Below are 18,715 nucleotides of genomic sequence, written 5' to 3' on the forward strand. Positions count from 1 at the left end.
TCCGCCCCCGGTTACAGGGCAATTTGAACAATTGTTATGGAACAACGTAATTAATCACCCACAATCCAAAACTATGAATTTTATCGCTTGGCGCCAAAACAAGCATGGCGCCGTATTGCTGTCAACCAAATCCGCTCCGGATCACACTACAGCACCGCGTCTGATACATTTCAGACGACGCAAAATATGGATGGTTATGAAATTAACGACGGTTTTACTTTTAGCAGGTTTTTTACAGGTAAGCGCCAGCGGGTACGCCCAGCAGGTGAAGCTCACCGGTAAACAGCTTAGCCTGCAAGAGCTTTTCCGGCAGATCGAAAGACAGACCGGCTATTCCTTCCTCTATGAAAAAAGCATTGCCAAGGACAGCAAACCTATTAACATAGACCTGGCCAGCGCGCCCCTCCCGGATATGCTGGAGCACTATTTGAAAGATCTTTCCCTTACGTACAAGTTCTTTGATAATAAGATCATTGCCGTAAAGGAAAAAGAAGCCGCCAAAGCGGCTGATAATGTCTCTCCTCCGCCACCACCTGCTATCAGCATATCCGGGCATGTAACGGATGATAAGGGTAATCCCATCCCGGGCGTATCCGTACAGGTAAAAGGCACCAGCAAGGGTACCGTTACCAATGCGGACGGATCTTATACCCTGGCCAATGTAGACGAGGGCGCTACGCTGCTGTTCTCCTACATCGGCTACACCTCGCAGGAACTGCCGGTAAAAGGCAAAAACACCCTGAATGTGCAGCTGATGCCCGGCCTGAATGCCCTTAATGAAACAGTGGTGATAGGTTATGGCGTACAGCGCAAATCAGACCTCACCGGCGCGGTTAGCTCCGTAAGTGGTGAAACGCTGCACGAGCGCCCCGCATCTACCGTAAACCAGGTACTGGGCGGGCGTATACCCGGCGTAAACGTGACCTCCAATACCGGCCGCCCCGGTGGCGAAACCTCCATCCGCATACGCGGTAATACCTCCATCAGCATCACCAACAACCCGTTGTATGTAATAGATGGTATTATCCTGAATGTGTCCAACCTGGCGAACGGCTCCAATCCTATTGATTTCATCAATCCAAATGATATTGCCTCCGTAGAGGTGCTGAAAGACGCCTCCGCCACCGCTATCTATGGCGCCCGCGGCGCTAACGGCGTGATCCTGGTTACCACCAAACGGGGTAATAAGAACGGCGGCAACGTATCCTACAGCACGGACTTCAGCCTGGGACAGCTGGCCCGCAAACAACGCCTGCTGAACTCCAAAGAGTTCCTGCACGTAGAGGATGTGGCCTACCAGAATGCGCAGAAATTTGATCCCACCGGCTGGGCTGCCGGCAAGTATGTGGATCCTAAGACCAAACGCACGGATCCCCGCCTGTTTGACGAGAACGGCAACCCGCTGTATGATACAGACTGGCAGGATGAGACCACCCGTAACGCCGTTTCCCAGAACCACCAGCTGGCCTTTACCGGCGGCAATGGCAAGGATAACTATGGCGTATTCCTGGGCTACCGCAATGAAAACGGTATCGTGATGGAATCTTTCCTGAAACGCTACTCCGCCCGCTTTGTGTTTGACGGCCATTTTAAGGACTGGCTCAAATATGGCGGCAGTCTTAGCTACAACGATCAGAAAGAGAACCAGGTAGATGTACAGGGCGCGGGTAATATCCACTCCATGCGTCAGCTGGTAGAAGAGCTGCCCATCATCCCCGTACATTATCCTGATGGCGGCTGGGGCGGCAACGTAGACTACCCCGGCATGGAAGGCGGTCCCAGCCCGGTGAACATCATCACCAACCGTACTTTTTATGTAAAAACACAGAATATACTGGGTAACGTATATACCAACATCACCCTGGCCAAAGGGCTGGAACTGCGTACCACGGTAGGCGTGAACACGATCAACCAGGAAACGGACCTGTACAGTAGCCGTGACCTGTACCGCGTATCGCTTAACCAGAGCGGTATTGCTACCGTTACCAACCGCCGCGATAACTCCTGGCAGTTTGAGAACTACCTTACCTATAACCGGAAGTTTAACGAGGTACACTCCCTCACCGGTTTATTAGGCGTGGCCTGGCAGCACATCAACAGCTTTAACGTAACCGCCAATGCGCAGAACTTTTCTGACGATTACTACCAATACAATAACCTGGGCGCAGGGGCTACGCTGATAGCGCCTTCTTCCGGCGCCAGCGCTTATGGCCTGAACTCTTATTTTGCCCGCGTGAACTACGGTTTTATGAACAAATACCTGTTCACTTTTACCGGCCGTATAGATGGCTCCTCCAAATTTGGCGAGGCCAACCGCTATGCGGTGTTCCCTTCCGCGGCAGTGGCCTGGAAAGCATCTGAAGAAGAATTCATCAAGGATATTCCCACTATCTCCAACCTGAAAGTACGCGCCAGCTATGGCGTTACGGGTAACTCAGAACTGACCGCCTACCAGGCGCTGGCAGGGCTGGGTAACTATTCCTATATCTTCAACGGCGTAAGGGCTACGGGTGTTGGGCTGGGTGTACTGGCCAACCCTGCCCTGCGCTGGGAGAAGACCTCTCAGCTGGATGCAGGTATCGAACTGGGACTGTTTAAAGACCGGGTGAACCTGGAACTGGATGTATACCGCAAGCTTACCAATAACATGCTGTTAAGCGCGCCCCTGCCGCCCAGCAGCGCGTTTTCCACCATCTTCAAGAATGTGGGCAGCATGCGTAACCAGGGTCTGGAATTTGCCATCAATACCATCAATGTAAGCGCTAAGAACTTTACCTGGAGCACCACCTTCAATATAGCCATTAACAAGAACAAAGTGCTGGCCCTGGCTGGCGGCAGCGATATCTTCCCCGGTTCCGGACAGGTAGTGCGGGTAGGCTATCCCGTAGGCTCTTTTTACGGTTATGTGAACCTGGGCACCTGGGGCACCAAAGAAGAAGCGGAAGCCGCCAAATACCTCAAGAAACCCGGCGATATCAAATACCAGGATGTGAATAACGATGGCGTGATCAATACCAACGACCAGGTGATCATTGGCAAGGGTATCCCGGACGGTTTTGGCACCTTCCTCAACACCTTCAGCTACAGGAACTTTGACCTTACCCTGGACCTCCAGTATATGTACGGCAATGATGTGCTGAATGTGACCGCCCTCACCGGCGAAGACCGCCAGGGTATCGCCAACAGCTACGCTACCGTACTGGACGCCTGGACGCCCGACCACCAGAATACGCATATTGCCCAGTGGAGGCCCGTAACCGCCGGTTACGATACCAAACTGGATTCCTGGAAAGTAAAGGACGGTTCCTTTATCCGTGGCCGTAACCTGTTGCTGGCTTACCGTTTCCCCAAGGAAACGCTGGACCGTTTGCACATTAGCCGTTTAAGGATCTATGGCGGCGTGGAGAACTTCTTCCTCATCACCCAATACAAGGGTTATGATCCGGAAGTATCTACCAGCGGCCAATCCTTTGCACAGGGTATTGTAAACAACGACTATCCCAAAGCCCGCACCTTCCGGATCGGTTTGGATATAGGGCTTTGATCTACAACATAGCACAGTCATTTTTTTGATCTTTTACTTATTACTTCATCACTATGCAGCATATAATAAAAACGGTACGGGAATTACTGCTGGGCGCTATGGTAGTAGCAGCCGGAAGCGGTTGTTCCAAGTTCCTGGATGAAACAGACCCGTCCAACTTTACGATGGACAATTACTTCACCAAACCGGCCCAGGCACAGAGCGCGGTGAATGCCATCTATCAGAGCCTCATATCCATCCCCACGGGGGACTACGGCGGAGCGCCCTGGATGATGCTGGAATTTCCCACAGGTCTGGCCAACACAGAATATGGCCAGTCTGTAGATAACCTCAACATCCGTAACCTGGTCAATACCGCAGAGAATAACCACGGCATCCAGAAATGGACCAGCAGCTACCGCGGCATAGGCAATGCCAACCTGGCTATTGAAAAGATACCGGGCATCAATATGGACGAAGCCACCAAGAACAAACTGCTGGGCGAAGCGCATTTCCTGCGCGCTTACTTCTATTTTGACCTGGTAAGGATCTTTGGAAAAATACCGCTGATCACCGGCACGGTGACCTCTACCTCGCCGGAGATCTATTCCCCCGCAGCAGCAGAAGAAGACGTATACAAACAGATCGTAGCCGATCTGACCGCGGCAGAGCAATCCGGCCTTCCCTGGACGGATGCCGGCGGCCGGGCTACCATGGGCGCGGTAAAATCACTGCTGGCCAGCGTATACCTGACCATGGCCGGTTATCCCCTGCAAAAGGGCAGCGAGTACTTTCAGCTGGCCGCTGCAAAGGCCAATGAGGTGATCACTTCCGGCAAGTTTGACCTGTTCACCTCCTATGATGACCTGCATAGCCTGGACAAGGAGAACACGGGCGAACATATTTTCATGGTGCAGTTTGCCGCCTCTAACTGGACGACCTCTATGGACTTCCAGAAATTTATACTGCCGTATACCAAGAACATTTCCCTGCTCAACAACCGCACCGGCGCTATCTATGCGTCCGATGAGTTTGTGGCCTCTTTTGAAACCGGCGACAAACGGGCAAAGGACAGGCAGTTCTTTTACAACACGTATACACTGACTACAGACCGCAATACCACTATTGCCCTGGGCGGCAACTACCTGTACAAGTTCTTTGACGTACAGGCCAATACCGTCACCGGCACCAGCGGCCTTAACTTTCCGCTGATCCGGTATGCAGAGGTGTTGCTGATCTATGCAGAAGCCGCCAACGAAGCAGGCGGGCCTACCGCCGCTGCTTACGAAGCGGTGAATAAGATCCGCAGAAGGGCAGAGCTGACAGAGCTCTCCGGGCTTACCCAGGGGGCTTTCCGCGAAGCGGTATGGCGGGAGCGCTACCACGAACTATGCTATGAGAACAAGGTATGGTTTGATATGGTGCGTTTGAGGAAAGTATTAAATATTACCAACGGCACATTTGACGCTTTCGAGGGACATAAATTTACATACGGTCCGGTATTGTCTAAACGGGAATTGCTCTTCCCCATCCCGACCGTAGAAATTAACAACAACAGTAACATTGACCAGAACCCTGGCTATTAACACAACTAAGAACTAAGACCCATGCACAGGAAAGACTTTATTAAGCTCACTCTCCTGGCCGGCTGTGGAAGCGCGGTGCTGCCTGCTTTTATGCAGGCGGCGCCTCCCTCCATACCGCCCTACCTGAAAAACTATGCCGCCCTGTATAACAAAGACCCGCGGGGCGCTGCCCTGCAATGGTTCCGCGATGCCAGGTACGGCCTGTTCATCCATTATGGCCTGTACTCCCTGCTGGGCCGTGGCGAATGGGTACAGCTGCGCGAAAAGATCCGCGTAGCGGACTACGCCAAACTAAAGGACCAGTTCACCGCAAATAAGTTCGACGCCGACATGATCACCGATATGGTATTGGATGCCGGCATGAAGTATATTAACTTAACTACCCGCCACCACGATAGCTTCTGTTTATGGGATACCCAGTACAGCGATTTCAAAAGCACCAACTCGCCCGCCAAACGCGACCTGGTGCGCGAAATGGCGGAGCAGTGCCAAAAGAAAGGCCTGGGCTTTTTCCTGTATTATTCCCATGGCAGGGATTGGAAACACCCGCATGCGCCCAATAACGATGAGTGGAAGAACTCTGCCCGCCCGGATTATGATCCACCGGAAACCGCCTATAAATACGGCAAAGAGCATCACCTGGAGCAATACGTGGAGTTCATGGATAACCAGATAAAGGAACTGCTTACCAACTACGGCCCGGTAGCCGGTATCTGGCTGGATGGCCGCACCGTACTGCTCTCGAACGATAAAACGCCTTTTCATGTACAGCAGTTGTACGACATGATCCACTCCATGCAGCCGCAGGTACTGGTATCCTACAAAAACGGCCTGCTGGGCACAGAGGATTTTATGGCGCCGGAACGTAACTGGAAAGGTGGCATGCAAAAGCCGCTGGAGCTCTGCGATACCATGCAGCCGGATGGCTGGGGTTATACCAAAAGCGACGATAACAAACATAAAACAGCAGACCAGGTAGTGCAGATGCTGAAGACCGCCGCCACTTACCCGGCTAACCTGCTGCTGAATACCGGCCCCCTGCCTTCCGGTGAGATACACCCGGATGATGTGAAAGCGCTGAAAGAAGTAGGCCGCCGCATCCGGGAACAGGGCTGGGAAAAACTATTAGCGAACGCAAATCATTAAACGACTTTTCAATACGTATGCCCGTCCTCAAAAGAACCCGCCGTCCTGTGCGCCCTGGTATGCCCGCCTTGTTACTGGTTTTATGCCTGCCACTGGCTGTACCCGCCCAGGTTCGCGTTAAATCAGCATCCACCGGTACACACGCCGGCGTCAAAATTGCCTGCGATACCAGTAACCAGCCCGTTGCCTTTGGCGTGGCGCATATTACTGGCGCCTTAAAGGCCGCCGGGCAAACGGCCACCCTCACGCCGGATAAAACCGGCGCGGATGTGGCAGTGTCCATAGCGGCCAATACCGGCCTGCAGAAAGAAGGTTTCCGCATCGCCCGGGAGGGCGGTACGCTGGCCGTTACCGCTCCGGATGCTGCCGGCGCTATGTATGGCGCACTGGAAGTAGCGGAGCAACTGGGGATGGGCAAAACATTAAACAGTATTCAGCCGCAGACACACACGCCGCACCTCACGGTACGGGCCATTAAGTTCGACCTGCCCTGGTCGCCCTACCGGCCGGGAGAGGCCCAGGAACAGCATGTAGCCGTATGCCGTGATCTTACATTCTGGCGCCGCTTCCTGGACCAGATGGCGGAGAACCGGTATAACATGCTTACGCTCTGGAACGTGCATCCCTTTTCCTACATGGTAAAACCCACGCATTTTCCGGAGGCCAACAACTACAGCCCGCAGGAAATGGCGCAATGGCAGCATTTCTGGACCACGCTGTTCCGCATGGCCAGGGAGCGCGGTATTGCCCCTTTTATCGTGAACTGGAATATTGCCGTATCACCGGAGTTTGCGCGCTATCATCACGTAAGGGAACGGAACGACACCTCCGCCATTGTTAAACAATACACAAAAGAAGTAGTAACACAGGTCATTAATGAATACCCGGACCTGGCAGGCATTGGCATTACGCTGGCCGACTGGATGAGCAATTTTAACCAATCCAGGGACGGCCTGCCCATGATGACGCCGAAAGACCGGGAAGACTGGATAGAAGAAACCGTGGTAGCCGGTATCAGGGCGGCAAACCGCCCGGTGCAGTTATTGCACCGGTCCGTACTCTCTGCCGATCCGGCAGAAATGCGCAGGGTGATTGACAACGCCGCCCTGCCGGACACCACACTGGTAGAGATCAAGTTCAATATGTCACATGCCTATTCCTCTCCGGTGCTCACCTTAACCCATGACTCCCAGTCCGGCAAAGTAGATGATAGATACTGGAACCCTTTACCGGATAATTACCGCGTGCAATGGATGGTACGTAACGAAGACTTTTTCATCCTGCGCTGGGGCCAGGCGGATTATATACGCCGCCATATTGCCCAGAACACCCATCCTTACATGAACGGATACTTTGTAGGCTCCGAAGGTTATATCCCCGCAAAAGATTATTCCCATTTACCGGGCCCGCACCGCAACTGGGATTACGCATTCGAAAAACAATGGCTGTTCTATCTCCTCTGGGGCCGTTTACTGTATGAACCAGCCACCCCGGATGCCGTTTTTGAAACGGCTTTTGAGCACCGGTTTGGCCCTCACACGGGCGGCCCTCTTTTTAAAGCTTATACCGCAGCCTCCAATATGCCTATACGGCTGGCTGGCTTTTTTGCCGCCACCTGGGATTATACCCTGTACTCAGAGGGTTTCCTGGCTCCTTTTGGCGCTAACGGCGGTTATTATGATGATGTTTCTTCCTTTATCTCGATAGATGAACTGATTGATCATCCCACGCTGGAGCCTTCCTGGATCTCTATACGTGATTTCATAAAAGGCGGGCAAACCGTTCCCACCGGCAAAATCAGCCCGCTCATGCTGGCAGACTCGCTGGAGGCAGACAGCCGCCTGATCCTGCAAACAGTACAGCAATTCCGGAAAAGCGCTGCCGCTCCCTTACAATGCGAACTGGATGATCTGGCCACCTGGGCTTACCTGAGCAGCTATTTTGCCAATAAATTAAGGGCCGGCGTAGCGCTGGCCATTTACCGGCAGGGGCATGATATGGCGCAACAACAGCAGGCCATTCGCTTATTGGGCAAATGCCTCACGGACTGGCAACAGGTATCCCGTATTACCAGCAGCCATTACCGCGAGGTAGCTTATGTGGATGATGAGGCTTTTGGCGGGAATGCGTTTAAGGATGCCAAACGTTTTTCCTGGAGTAAGTTCCTGCCGCAGGTGCAAAGGGATCTTGAACTGGCAAAAGGAGATGGGCCGGCTCGAAAAAAATGATACTATATTAACCAACATAGCCAATATATACCTTAAGCGAACCTTAGGCGAACCTAAACCGAAGGAGAAGCGAAGGAAAGACTGGCCAAATTACTATCAGTCAATGTATCGTTATGGCTTGCCGGCATACACCATCTATGGCTTGCTATAATAGTTTCAGTCAACACCGTTTATGGATAGAAGGCATTTTGTAAGATCCGGCGCAATAGTGGGTGGCGCTTATCTGTTAGGCCCTGTAGCGGGGCAAACCGCTATGGCTAGCATATTACCCGCACAGGCAAACCCATTTAGCGATGCTGTCATAGGGGATCCGTTACCAACGGAAGACAACCCTTTTGACCGCGCCATGCGCTGGGCACAGCTGGCATTTGTGGAGAACGACCCGGCAAATTATGATCCGGCCTTTTGGCTGGATTATTTTAAACGCCTGCATGTAGACGGCGTGCTATTAAGCGCCGGCGGCGTGACTGCCTTTTACCCTACAGATGTACCCCTGCATCATCGCAGCGAGTGGCTGGGTAATACAGATCCCCTGGGAGATATGATGAAGGGCGCCCGTAAACAGGGTATGTCCGTGATTGTGCGTACAGACCCACATGCCGCCCGCCAGGAAGTCCTGGATGCCCACCCGGACTGGATAGCCGTAAAACCAGATGGACAGAAACAACGGCACTGGGCCAACCCGGAGCTCTGGGTAACCTGCTGCCTGGGTCCTTATAACTTTGAATTCATGACCCAGGTGCACCGGGAGATCATGGAACGCTATCAACCAGACGGCATCTTCTCTAACCGCTGGAGCGGCCCCTGGGCCTATACCGGCATCTGTTATTGCGAGCATTGCACCGCCAATTTCAAAGTCTTCTCCGGCATGGAGCTGCCCCGTTCCAACAAACTCTTTGATGAAAGCACCCGCCTGGATCCCATATACATACAGTACCGCAAATGGAGCACCGCCCGCCTGCGGGAACTATGGCTGTTATGGGATAAGGAGATACGCCGTATAAAACCCTCCGCCCGTTTTATTCCCAATGGTTTCCCGGACAAGCTGGTGATAGGGCAGCAGAGTGATGTGATCTTCTCAGACACCCAGTTCCGTAATGGCGCGGTGCCCCCCTGGGCCAATGGCAAAGGCGCCAAAGAACTACGCGCCTCCATGGGCATGAAACCCCTCATGAACATCTTCAGCATTGCCGCCAGTGGTCCTAACCGTTGGATGGACTCCGTACAATCCGATGCAGAGATCAGGATCTGGGCGGCAGACGGCGTAGCCAATGGCATGCGTCCCTGTTTTGTAAAGTTTGGCGCTACGGTAAAAGATAAACGCTGGATGACTACCCTGGAAGGCATGTACCAGCGCTACTACCGTAACGAGCGTTACCTGCGGAACACCGCGCCCGTAGCCCGGGTAGGCCTGCTCACCAATGAAGCCCATTTTTCCGGCAGCTCCGCCAAACCCTGGCAGCAGGATAGCAATGATCATGCGCTGGGTATGTATCACGCCCTGGTAGAGCGGCATATCCCTTTTGAGTCTGTAAATGCCGGTCTGCTGGATGAGGAGCACCTGCGGCCTTTTAAACTGCTGATCCTCTCCAACGTAGCCTCCCTTTCTGATAAGCAGTGCGATCAGCTGCGGCAATTTGTAGCCCGTGGCGGCAGCCTGGTAGCTACGTTTGAAACCTCCCGTTATGATGAGCAGAACAAAGAGCGGCCAGACTTTGGCCTCAGCGATCTCTTAGGCGTATCCTACGATAACGGGGTAGAAGGGCCTATGAAAAACAGCTACCTCCGCCTCCGGAACGATGCCGCCACCGGTAAATTCCATCCCGTGCTGGCAGGCCTGGAAGACGCCTACCGTATTATAAACGGCTATTACCGGGTAAAAGTAAAACCCAACGGCAGCTTTCCCAGCCCCGTTACGCTGGTGCCCTCCTACCCGGATCTGCCCATGGAAGATGTATACTCCCGGATACCGGACACCGATACACGGGAACTCTATCTCCGCGAAATGGGCAACAGCCGTATCGCCTACATTCCCTGGGATATAGAGCGTTCTTTCTGGAAACTGCTTACCCCGGACCATGGTAAGCTGCTGGGCAATATCATCACCTGGGCACTGAATGAGGAACCGCTATTGGAGATCAGCGGCGGCGGCGTATTTGACGCTACCATCTGGCGGCAGGCCCACTCTATGACCCTGCACCTGGTCAACCTCACCAACCCTATGATGATGCGGGGCCCTTTCCGGGAGCTGATACCTGTAACCGCGCAATGCAGCCTGCAGTTGCCGGCCGGCGCAAAGATCACCGGGGTACACTTGTTAATGAGCGGACAACGGCCATCTTATGAAATTAAAAATGGGAGACTCCATATAACGGTACCGCAGATAACGGACCATGAAATTGTAGCGTTGGACCTGGCTTAGGGGAATTAAAAAAGCCGGAATATGAGTACTCCGGCCATTTACCTAAACCTACAACTGTTACACTGTTAGTAACTATCCTTAATGTCTTTATGGGGTGATCATTTCTTTGTCTTTTACCAGTTCCCGCTCCATTACTTCCCGGCCGGTTGCGGTGGCAATACCCAGGATATAGTTGGCCGTTACCTGCTGCATTACTTCATGCAGATCAAACTGGGCGGCCGGGTATTGCTCCGGATCAAAAGCGGATTCCAGCTGCAGCTGCCGCAGGCGCGCCAGGATATCCATCTTCAGGTTAGGCTGATATAAGCCTTCCTTTACGCCTCTTTCCAGGTTGCCACGGATGCCCTTGAATACCCGTTCACGTTTAAAATCTTCCACCGCCTGGCTCACTTCCGGGTGATATTTCTTTACCTCGTGCATCATGAGCGGGTTCATGGTGCGGGCCAATACTTCCATCTGGTGGGTGGTCTGTATCATTTCCGCTATGGCGTTCGGTTCGCCGTCGCGGCACTGTTCCAACTGTTGCTGCAGGCCATTCAGCAGGGCGTTTACGCCTTCTTTTATCAATGCTTCCTTATCTGCAAAATGCTCATACACTGTTTTCTTGGAAATCCCGCATTCCCGGGCAATGTCAAACATTGTTACGCTTTTGATCCCGTAAGTCCTGAATAACCGTAATGCCGTTTCCAAAATCCTTTCCTGCCCCGTCATGACTCCTCTTTTATTGCTTCAATGCTTTAATGAATATATCTGTTAGTAATTGCTGCTGCTGGGCGATGCCTTCCAGCTCTTCCGGATCCAGGGTATCGTAATCCGGGGAGCGGTCCGGTACAGTGAACCGTAATCCCATGGTAGCCTGGTTGTACAGGATGGCCATTTTCTCCGGGTCCGTGGGTTTCAGCTCACCAGAGCTGATGCCCGTACGGATCACCCTTGCCAGCACCTCGTTATCCTTATTCCTTACGCGTCTAACCATCTCCGTCATGCCGCCGTTGCGGTGATGGGCCTCGTTGAGCATTTTAAACAGCTCCAGGCGGCTAAAGCGCTGCAGGTAAGTGATACGTATCTCGTTGATGCTGGAGAGGCACTGTTCCGCAGATTCCATCTTTTCTACTTCTGCTTCGATGGCGGCCATAAACTGGCCGGCGATCTTTTCGAGTACTGCCTTGTGCAGTCCTTTTTTATCAGGATAGTAGTAGTAGAGGGAGGCTTTTGAGCAACGCAGGTCGTCCGCTATATCGTTCATGGTGGTCTTTGCCGATCCGTAATGGGTAAAGCGTTTAAGCGCCACATCCAGGATCTTTTCCCTCATTTCGTCTTTCGTCTCCGCCAGCATTTTACTTTTTGACTTTTTCGGTTTCCTGGTCTAAAAGTAGACAATTTTTGATTAGTTGGTAATCAAGGTTGACTTATTTACGTTACGGTGACAAAGGGTGTTGCAACATGTTTTTGGGAGGATGGAGGGGGTGGAGAACAGCGCGGGGTGAGGGGCAGTAAGCCGGAGATGCGCTGGTGGTGAGTATGGCGGCGGAATGGCATTGGCGCCTGGGGGAGGTAGCGCACTTGGGGAAACGCGGATAAGGGGTGACGAGGGCGACAAGGGGCTATGCCGGCAGCGTTCCCCAGCGTGCTGCGCCTGCCGCGGGTGGCTGTTTTGCAGGTTGGCTGTAGGAGCCGCGCCAGCCAAGGCACGCCAGGGAACCTGCCGGCAACGCAGTATGCACGTAAGGCAGCAGGGGGCATTTCGTGGTAGGGAGTAACGTTTACATGCAGTTGCAGTAACCTTTCTATGCAGTTGCGATGCAATAGCGCGCTATGGATGATAACCCAGCGTTTCTGAAGGTTAACGTATAGTTGAAGGATATACAAAGCATAGATAAAGCATATCCTATAAGGAATGCCTTATCTATGCTTTATGGATGCTTCATGGATGCTTCATGGATGCTTTATCTATGCTTTATCCTACTTGTAACGTAGTGTGGTACTGCAATTGGGCATGATTGAGCCATACAACAAACACAAGTCTGGTCCAATTGCTTATATGGAGCTTAGCACTAAGCCGTTCCGCACTGGCGTTGGGTCTGACCGGTTTACACGCTGGTAGAAAAGGCCATGCTGATCAAGAGACTGCTACATCCTACCAATAAAAAAAGTGGCCGGTATATGCCGGCCACCTTTGTATAACGAATAATGTATAACGAATAAAGTAAATGACTACTGCAGTTGCTCCAGCGCTGCTTTCAGCTTTTCCAGCATGGCGGGGATCTCTTCCTTTATGCAGGTGCCTACGCTCAGGCGGTACCAAGAGGAGTCTTTAGAGGAACCAAAGGCGTAGAAAGGCACTACGGCCAGTTTAGCCTCGTCCAGGATGTAGGAAGTAACCGCGGCCTGATCTGCCAGTACGGTACCGGCGGCAGTTTTCTTGCCTTTCAGGTCCAGGCGGATGGTGAGGTAGATAGCAGCCTGCGGGGCGATACAATCTACTGCATGACCAGCTTGTTTAAGCGCGGCAAAGCCCTGGTAGATCTTCTGCAGGCGCTCTTCGATCTCTGATTTAAAGTGCTGCAGGTATTTGTCTACGGCTGCTTTCTGCGGTATGTAACGGGCAGCGGCCTTCTGCTCTGCCATCGGGCTCCAGGCGCCTACATGGGAGAGGATGGCTTTCATCTTGCCAATTACGTGCGCGGGGCCTAAAGCCCAACCCACCCTTACGCCAGTGGCGGCAAAGGCCTTACTCATACCGTCAATGAAAATGGTGTACTCTTTCAGTTCCGGACGGAGGGATACCGGGTTATAATGTTCCGTTTGGCCAAAGGTGAGCACCCAGTACATCTGGTCATACATGATATACAGGGGCTTCTCATCGGCGCCACGGCTTTTGTTCTCAGCGATTACGAGGTCGCAGATCTCTTCCAGCTGCTGTTTGCCAAAGGCGGTGCCGGTAGGGTTCTGCGGGGAGCAGAGGGCCAGCAGGGTAGCGCCTTTCAGCAGGGGCTTCAGCTCTGCCGCGGTGGGCATGAAGTTGTTCTCTGCGGAGGTTTCCAGTACCACGTGCTCAGCTTCCAGGAAATGCGTGTAGTGGTTGTTGTTCCAGGAAGGGGTAGCGTAAATGATCTTTTCGCCACGGTCTACGATAGTACGGTAAGTAGCATAGATAATAGGACGGCCGCCGCAGGAGATCACGATCTCCTTATTGGGATCATAGCTCAATCCTTCGCGCTCGCTAATGAAATCGCCAACGGCTTTACGCAGTTCCGCAATACCATCCGCAGGGGGATAGTTGGTATAATGCTCTTTGTAAGCGTTGATGATCTCCTGCTCAAACTCTACAGGAATAGGAAAAACCTTGGGATCAAAGTCGCCAATGGTAAAGTTGTAGATCTTTTCGCCCTTAGCGATCTTTTCCTTTATCTCACCGGCCAGCTTAATAATTTCAGACCCAATCAATGTTTCGGCTAAATGAGACAGTTTCATAAAATCCCGGTTTTTATAGTGAATGATTTTTTTTAGCGCGCCAAAGGTAACCGATCTGTATATAATTTGAAAGAATTATAATATTCTTTTCACAATATTTAATAAAAGGTATGATTAACAAAATATTATTTAATGGAACGGCTAAAATACTCGTTTCTTCACTAACATTACGTTTAGGCCTAATGTTTGAAACCTTACTTCTAAAAAGAATAAAGCGCTAAATTAGGGGGAATGGCAAAACTTTCTATCTTTGTTCGTCCCGCAACTTTGCATTGCGGAGGTCGTGTTTTTTAGCAAAGCAATCTATCGCGTGCATCCGGGGCATGATAACCCGAACAAACATCAAAGAATAAGTAACTACGAAATAAATATTAATAACAGATGAAATTTATCGTTTCTTCCTCCACTTTGTTAAAGCAATTACAACAGATCAGCGGGGTAATTAACTCCAATACGGTGTTGCCTATACTGGAAGATTTCCTTTTTCTGATTGATAAGAACGAACTAACGGTAGTAGCTACCGATCTTGAAACGGTGATGAAAGTAAAGCTGGAGGTGGAAGCCAAAGAAACGGGCCGCATCTGTATACCGGCCAAAATATTGATGGACTCCCTGAAGAACCTGCCGGACCAGCCGCTGACCTTCCATGTGGATATGAACTCCTACGCGGTAGAGATCACTTCTGACAATGGTAAGTACAAGGTAATGGGCGAGAACCCGGAGAACTTCCCCAAGGAGCCCGCTGCTGATGATACAACTTCCTTTACCCTGGTTTCATCTGCCCTGGTAACGGCTATCAATAAAACACTGTTTGCCGTAAGTAACGATGATCTTCGCCCTGCGATGACCGGCGTTTACTTTGAGCTGACCAACCAGAGCCTCACGTTTGTAGCTACAGACGCGCACCGCCTGGTGAAATATGTAAGAACAGACGCAGCCTGTCCGCAGACAGATACTTTCATCGTGCCCAAAAAGCCGCTGAACCTGCTGAAGTCTGCCCTCCCCGATAATGATACCGAAGTGAAGATCGCTTACAGCCAGAACCACTTCTTTGTATCACATGCCGGTTCCCAAATGATCTGCCGCCTGATAGACGCCCGTTTCCCGGACTATAAGGTAGTGATCCCCAAGGACAACCCTTACCGCCTGACCGTGGCAAAATCAGATTTCCAGAACGCGCTGAAACGCGTAAGCGTATTTGCCAACAAGAGCACTAACCAGGTAGCGCTGAACATTACCGGTAGCGAGCTGCAGCTCTCCGCCCAGGATGTGGACTTCTCTTTTGAAGGTAATGAGCGTATGAGCTGCCAGTACACTGGCGATGATATGCAGATCGCTTTTAACGCCAAGTTCCTTATTGAAATGCTGAATGCGGCAGAGGGCGACGAGATCAGCATTGAGCTGTCAACCCCCACAAAAGCGGGTATCCTTCGCCCTTCTGAGAAAGCAGATAATGAGGATCTGCTAATGCTGGTAATGCCGTTAATGTTAAATAACTGATCATTTGAGCGTAGTCAGCAATAAAAGCTAACTGCTAAAAGTAATAGCTAATTTCTTCCATACATAAAGCAATCTCTTCCAAAGAGGTTGCTTTTTTCTTTGCTGGTATTGGGTTCCAGGCGAAATAATTTCCCCGAAAATTCGTAATTTATAGTGGAAAAAGTACGGACAGGACAGTAACTACATTAGCGTAATGCACCTATGCAGGACAGGCATGGGGTGTACCATTACGAGACTTCGCGCATACAATTGGCCCTGATTTGTTAAAATTTCCGCGATACACATTACTTGTTTTATTCCGCGATACAGGTAGCTGTATTTGATACACGTAGTTGTATTTGATCATACTGGTAGCCGTATTTAAAGATGCAGATAGGTGTGCGTAATGATACTGAAAAGGGTATTTAATGATGCACAAAGCTGTACTGATGATACTGAGAACGGTATTTAATGATGCACAAAGCTGTATTGATGATACTGAGAACGGTATTTAATGATGTACAAAGCTGTTTGTAACAATACCAGTACCGGGTTTAAAGATACACGTAACTGCATTTAGCAATGCACTACTGTATTCCCAATACACGTTACTGTATCCCGCGGGTTACGAACACTACAACATATGGAAGCATTTTTTGCACATATTCCACCTTATTACCGGACCGCCTTCCTTGTTGGCGGGTTATTACTCCTTTGGATCGCAGAAGGATTTATACCCCGTTTCTACTTCAGGTACAACCGTTATAAACATGCCAGCACCAATCTCTTCTTTACTGTTACTACTGCGCTCATCAACCTCGCATTTGCTTTTATAGTGGTAAAAGCCGCACAATGGACCGGGCAACAGCGTTTTGGCCTGTTATACTGGACCGGCGTGCCGGTTTGGCTGCATACCCTGGTGGCTTTGATGATGCTGGATTTTATAGGCGCCTACCTTATTCACCTGGTACAGCACAAAGTTGCCTGGATGTGGCATTTCCATAAGATCCATCATATTGATACCAATATAGACGTTACTACTGCCTTGCGGCATCATCCGGTGGAAAGCGTGTTCCGGGTAATGGCGCTGGTAGTGGCCATTGTTACGATGGGCATTCCTATCTGGATGGTGATGCTTTACCAGACGATCTCAGCGCTGATGTCGCAGTTCAATCACGCCAATATAAAGCTGCCACCAGCGATAGACCAGGCGTTGAGCTGGGTGATCGTATCACCGGACATGCACAAGGTGCACCATAGCCGGTATCAGCCGGAAACGGATTCCAACTACGCCAACATTTTTTCAATATGGGACCGCATCTGCGGCACGTATGTAATGGTACCGGACACCACAAAGCTCCGCTACGGACTGGATGAATACCAGGATACCCGTTACCATGACATTGGGCCGCTGCTGAAGGTTCCCTGGGAGAAGACTGATGTTTTAGTGAAAAAGCCCATTTAATCCTGGTGGAAAGATTTCAATATTCCTATAATCTAATTAATGTAAAACACGTATGGCACACGAACATCATGTTGCAACTACGAAAATAGCAGGTTTCATAGGCCTGGGTGCAGGCGTTATAGCCGCGCTTATTTCGTTTATCACCAAAAGCCCTAATACATCCGTTATACTCGGCGCCATCGCCGCCGGCATAGGCATTGTTTGTTTATGGATGTCCCGCAAGAACATTGACGATATGCAACTGGCAACCGCCGGCCTGTTTATGGCAGTGGTATCGCTAGTGATAGGGCTGTGGATGATATATAGCTGAGCAGGCCATTAACCTATTGGCAACGCAAAAAGTAAAGCATACTATGTACTGGTGTGAGGCTTACTTTTTGCGTTTTTTTATGTCCTTTTCGTATTGCTCCAGGTAACCTTCTGCTGCTTTAACGGGGAATAATACCAGTGTAGAGTCTGTGAGGGTTTTGATGATGGTGGTATCGATAGTGGCGGCGGAGTCTTTATCATGCACGCCTTCCGTATGGTTCCATAATAAAAGGGTATCCTTTACCAGCGCCCATTTTTCATATACCAGCGTATACATATTAATGGACCGGGCCACGCTGTCCTTGCGGAGGTCAAAGCCCTGTTTTTCCTTATCCAGTCCGGGTACCGGCTGCAGCCATTTACCCAGCAGCTGTTCCGGGCGGTAACTCACCGTATCCGGCTGTATAAAACTGGTATCGGGCCCGGGCGCAATCCTGCTGCTGTCTGTTACTGCCATCAGGCTGCTATCCTCGTCCCCGGCGGGCGTATCGGTCTTAGCGCGCTGCCGGCAGGCAGCAAACACTATACAGCATGTCAGTAAAAACAGTGGATGCTTGATCATATGTTTCCAAAGATAATTACAATTAATAATTCGTAATTGACAATTATAAATTATCCGTTACCTTTACGGCTCACTTTAGGGGTGTTTCCTGGTGACCAACATTACCGGGAAGCTGAGATGATACCCTCAGTACCTGACGCAGCTCATACTGCCGGAGGGAAAAGTTACTGAACTCTCTCTTACATCACATCCTTAAAGTTTATTGTTTCATCTTAAAATTCCTGTCACATGGAAGTACTTGTGAACAATAAACTTTATGCGGTGCAGCCAGAAACCACAGTGGCTGCGCTCTTACAGTTTATCGCTTTACCATCTGCCAAAGGCATTGCCATTGCCATTAACAACGAGGTTATTCCCAAAAGCAACTGGGAACAGCAATTGCTGCAGGCAGCGGACAAAGTCATGATCATCCGCGCTACACAGGGGGGATAGCTATCACCACGGATCGTTGTTTACAACATACCCAATGGCGGTTCATGAGCGCCATTGCAGGTGGTTATCCTTGTGTATGATCCGGACGG

The 18,715-nt window shown here is 50.9% G+C and carries 13 protein-coding genes and 1 riboswitch; of the genes, 9 read left to right on the forward strand and 4 right to left on the reverse strand.

What is annotated here, in order from left to right; genetic code table 11:
• Window positions 1-196: 196 nt before the first annotated feature.
• The 5 genes from F0L74_RS02595 to F0L74_RS02615 all read left to right on the forward strand — a co-directional run bounded on the left by F0L74_RS02595 (window position 197) and on the right by F0L74_RS02615 (window position 10,905).
• Entirely contained in the window at window positions 197-3,544 is a 3,348-nt protein-coding gene (locus F0L74_RS02595) for a SusC/RagA family TonB-linked outer membrane protein (protein ID WP_213086870.1), read from the forward strand.
• A 53-nt stretch (window positions 3,545-3,597) separates the two neighbouring features.
• Complete coding sequence (locus F0L74_RS02600; protein WP_149836267.1) at window positions 3,598-5,109, forward strand: RagB/SusD family nutrient uptake outer membrane protein; 1,512 nt, start codon at window positions 3,598-3,600, stop codon at window positions 5,107-5,109.
• A 21-nt stretch (window positions 5,110-5,130) separates the two neighbouring features.
• Entirely contained in the window at window positions 5,131-6,255 is a 1,125-nt protein-coding gene (locus F0L74_RS02605) for an alpha-L-fucosidase (protein WP_149836268.1), read from the forward strand.
• A 17-nt stretch (window positions 6,256-6,272) separates the two neighbouring features.
• Window positions 6,273-8,483, forward strand: coding sequence for a beta-N-acetylhexosaminidase family protein (locus F0L74_RS02610; RefSeq protein ID WP_149836269.1), 2,211 nt, complete (start codon window positions 6,273-6,275; stop codon window positions 8,481-8,483).
• 172 nt (window positions 8,484-8,655) lie between these two features.
• Window positions 8,656-10,905: an alpha-amylase family protein gene (locus F0L74_RS02615; protein WP_149836270.1), complete on the forward strand. Its 2,250-nt coding sequence runs from the start codon at window positions 8,656-8,658 to the stop codon at window positions 10,903-10,905.
• A gap of 87 nt (window positions 10,906-10,992) precedes the next feature.
• Here F0L74_RS02615 and F0L74_RS02620 read toward each other — a convergent pair whose 3' ends face one another.
• From F0L74_RS02620 to F0L74_RS02630, 3 genes are all read right to left on the reverse strand, one after another.
• A complete protein-coding gene (locus F0L74_RS02620) occupies window positions 10,993-11,616 on the reverse strand; it encodes a TetR/AcrR family transcriptional regulator (protein ID WP_149836271.1) in 624 nt (207 codons plus the stop codon).
• A gap of 10 nt (window positions 11,617-11,626) precedes the next feature.
• Window positions 11,627-12,241 carry a TetR/AcrR family transcriptional regulator gene (locus tag F0L74_RS02625; protein ID WP_149836272.1) on the reverse strand — a complete coding sequence of 205 codons (615 nt, stop codon included), beginning with the start codon at window positions 12,239-12,241 and terminating at the stop codon, window positions 11,627-11,629.
• 878 nt (window positions 12,242-13,119) lie between these two features.
• Window positions 13,120-14,379: a pyridoxal phosphate-dependent aminotransferase gene (locus F0L74_RS02630; protein ID WP_149836273.1), complete on the reverse strand. Its 1,260-nt coding sequence runs from the start codon at window positions 14,377-14,379 to the stop codon at window positions 13,120-13,122.
• Between the two features lie 381 nt (window positions 14,380-14,760).
• On the opposite strand from F0L74_RS02630, the gene dnaN reads away from it, so the two are divergent.
• The 3 genes from dnaN (at window position 14,761) to F0L74_RS02645 (ending at window position 17,633) form a co-directional block, all read left to right on the forward strand.
• The gene (dnaN, locus tag F0L74_RS02635) at window positions 14,761-15,879 is read left to right on the forward strand and encodes a DNA polymerase III subunit beta (RefSeq protein ID WP_149836274.1); all 1,119 of its coding nucleotides are present in this window, start codon (window positions 14,761-14,763) and stop codon (window positions 15,877-15,879) included.
• 622 nt (window positions 15,880-16,501) lie between these two features.
• Complete coding sequence (locus F0L74_RS02640) at window positions 16,502-17,323, forward strand: sterol desaturase family protein (protein ID WP_149836275.1); 822 nt, start codon at window positions 16,502-16,504, stop codon at window positions 17,321-17,323.
• A 52-nt stretch (window positions 17,324-17,375) separates the two neighbouring features.
• Complete coding sequence (locus tag F0L74_RS02645) at window positions 17,376-17,633, forward strand: hypothetical protein (protein ID WP_149836276.1); 258 nt, start codon at window positions 17,376-17,378, stop codon at window positions 17,631-17,633.
• A 60-nt stretch (window positions 17,634-17,693) separates the two neighbouring features.
• Here F0L74_RS02645 and F0L74_RS02650 read toward each other — a convergent pair whose 3' ends face one another.
• The gene (locus F0L74_RS02650; RefSeq protein ID WP_149836277.1) at window positions 17,694-18,194 is read right to left on the reverse strand and encodes a lipocalin-like domain-containing protein; all 501 of its coding nucleotides are present in this window, start codon (window positions 18,192-18,194) and stop codon (window positions 17,694-17,696) included.
• Between the two features lie 67 nt (window positions 18,195-18,261).
• Window positions 18,262-18,371: riboswitch (TPP riboswitch) on the forward strand.
• A gap of 51 nt (window positions 18,372-18,422) precedes the next feature.
• Here F0L74_RS02650 and thiS point away from each other — a divergent pair.
• Complete coding sequence (gene thiS, locus F0L74_RS02655) at window positions 18,423-18,626, forward strand: sulfur carrier protein ThiS (protein WP_149836278.1); 204 nt, start codon at window positions 18,423-18,425, stop codon at window positions 18,624-18,626.
• The last annotated feature ends 89 nt before the right edge of the window (window positions 18,627-18,715 follow it).

This window comes from Chitinophaga agrisoli, assembly GCF_008386695.1.
In the GTDB taxonomy this organism is placed as follows: domain Bacteria; phylum Bacteroidota; class Bacteroidia; order Chitinophagales; family Chitinophagaceae; genus Chitinophaga; species Chitinophaga agrisoli.

What these genes read in the sequence shown, in the direction of transcription:
- F0L74_RS02600 (WP_149836267.1), top strand. Translation starts at nt 3,598, where the DNA reads ATGCAGCATATAATAAAAACGGTACGGGAATTACTGCTGGGCGCTATG.
- F0L74_RS02605 (WP_149836268.1), top strand. Translation starts at nt 5,131, where the DNA reads ATGCACAGGAAAGACTTTATTAAGCTCACTCTCCTGGCCGGCTGTGGA.
- F0L74_RS02595 (WP_213086870.1), top strand. Translation starts at nt 197, where the DNA reads ATGAAATTAACGACGGTTTTACTTTTAGCAGGTTTTTTACAGGTAAGC.
- thiS (WP_149836278.1), top strand. Translation starts at nt 18,423, where the DNA reads ATGGAAGTACTTGTGAACAATAAACTTTATGCGGTGCAGCCAGAAACC.
- F0L74_RS02620 (WP_149836271.1), bottom strand. Translation starts at nt 11,616, where the DNA reads ATGACGGGGCAGGAAAGGATTTTGGAAACGGCATTACGGTTATTCAGG.
- F0L74_RS02650 (WP_149836277.1), bottom strand. Translation starts at nt 18,194, where the DNA reads ATGATCAAGCATCCACTGTTTTTACTGACATGCTGTATAGTGTTTGCT.
- F0L74_RS02630 (WP_149836273.1), bottom strand. Translation starts at nt 14,379, where the DNA reads ATGAAACTGTCTCATTTAGCCGAAACATTGATTGGGTCTGAAATTATT.
- F0L74_RS02615 (WP_149836270.1), top strand. Translation starts at nt 8,656, where the DNA reads ATGGATAGAAGGCATTTTGTAAGATCCGGCGCAATAGTGGGTGGCGCT.
- dnaN (WP_149836274.1), top strand. Translation starts at nt 14,761, where the DNA reads ATGAAATTTATCGTTTCTTCCTCCACTTTGTTAAAGCAATTACAACAG.
- F0L74_RS02610 (WP_149836269.1), top strand. Translation starts at nt 6,273, where the DNA reads ATGCCCGTCCTCAAAAGAACCCGCCGTCCTGTGCGCCCTGGTATGCCC.
- F0L74_RS02645 (WP_149836276.1), top strand. Translation starts at nt 17,376, where the DNA reads ATGGCACACGAACATCATGTTGCAACTACGAAAATAGCAGGTTTCATA.
- F0L74_RS02640 (WP_149836275.1), top strand. Translation starts at nt 16,502, where the DNA reads ATGGAAGCATTTTTTGCACATATTCCACCTTATTACCGGACCGCCTTC.
- F0L74_RS02625 (WP_149836272.1), bottom strand. Translation starts at nt 12,241, where the DNA reads ATGCTGGCGGAGACGAAAGACGAAATGAGGGAAAAGATCCTGGATGTG.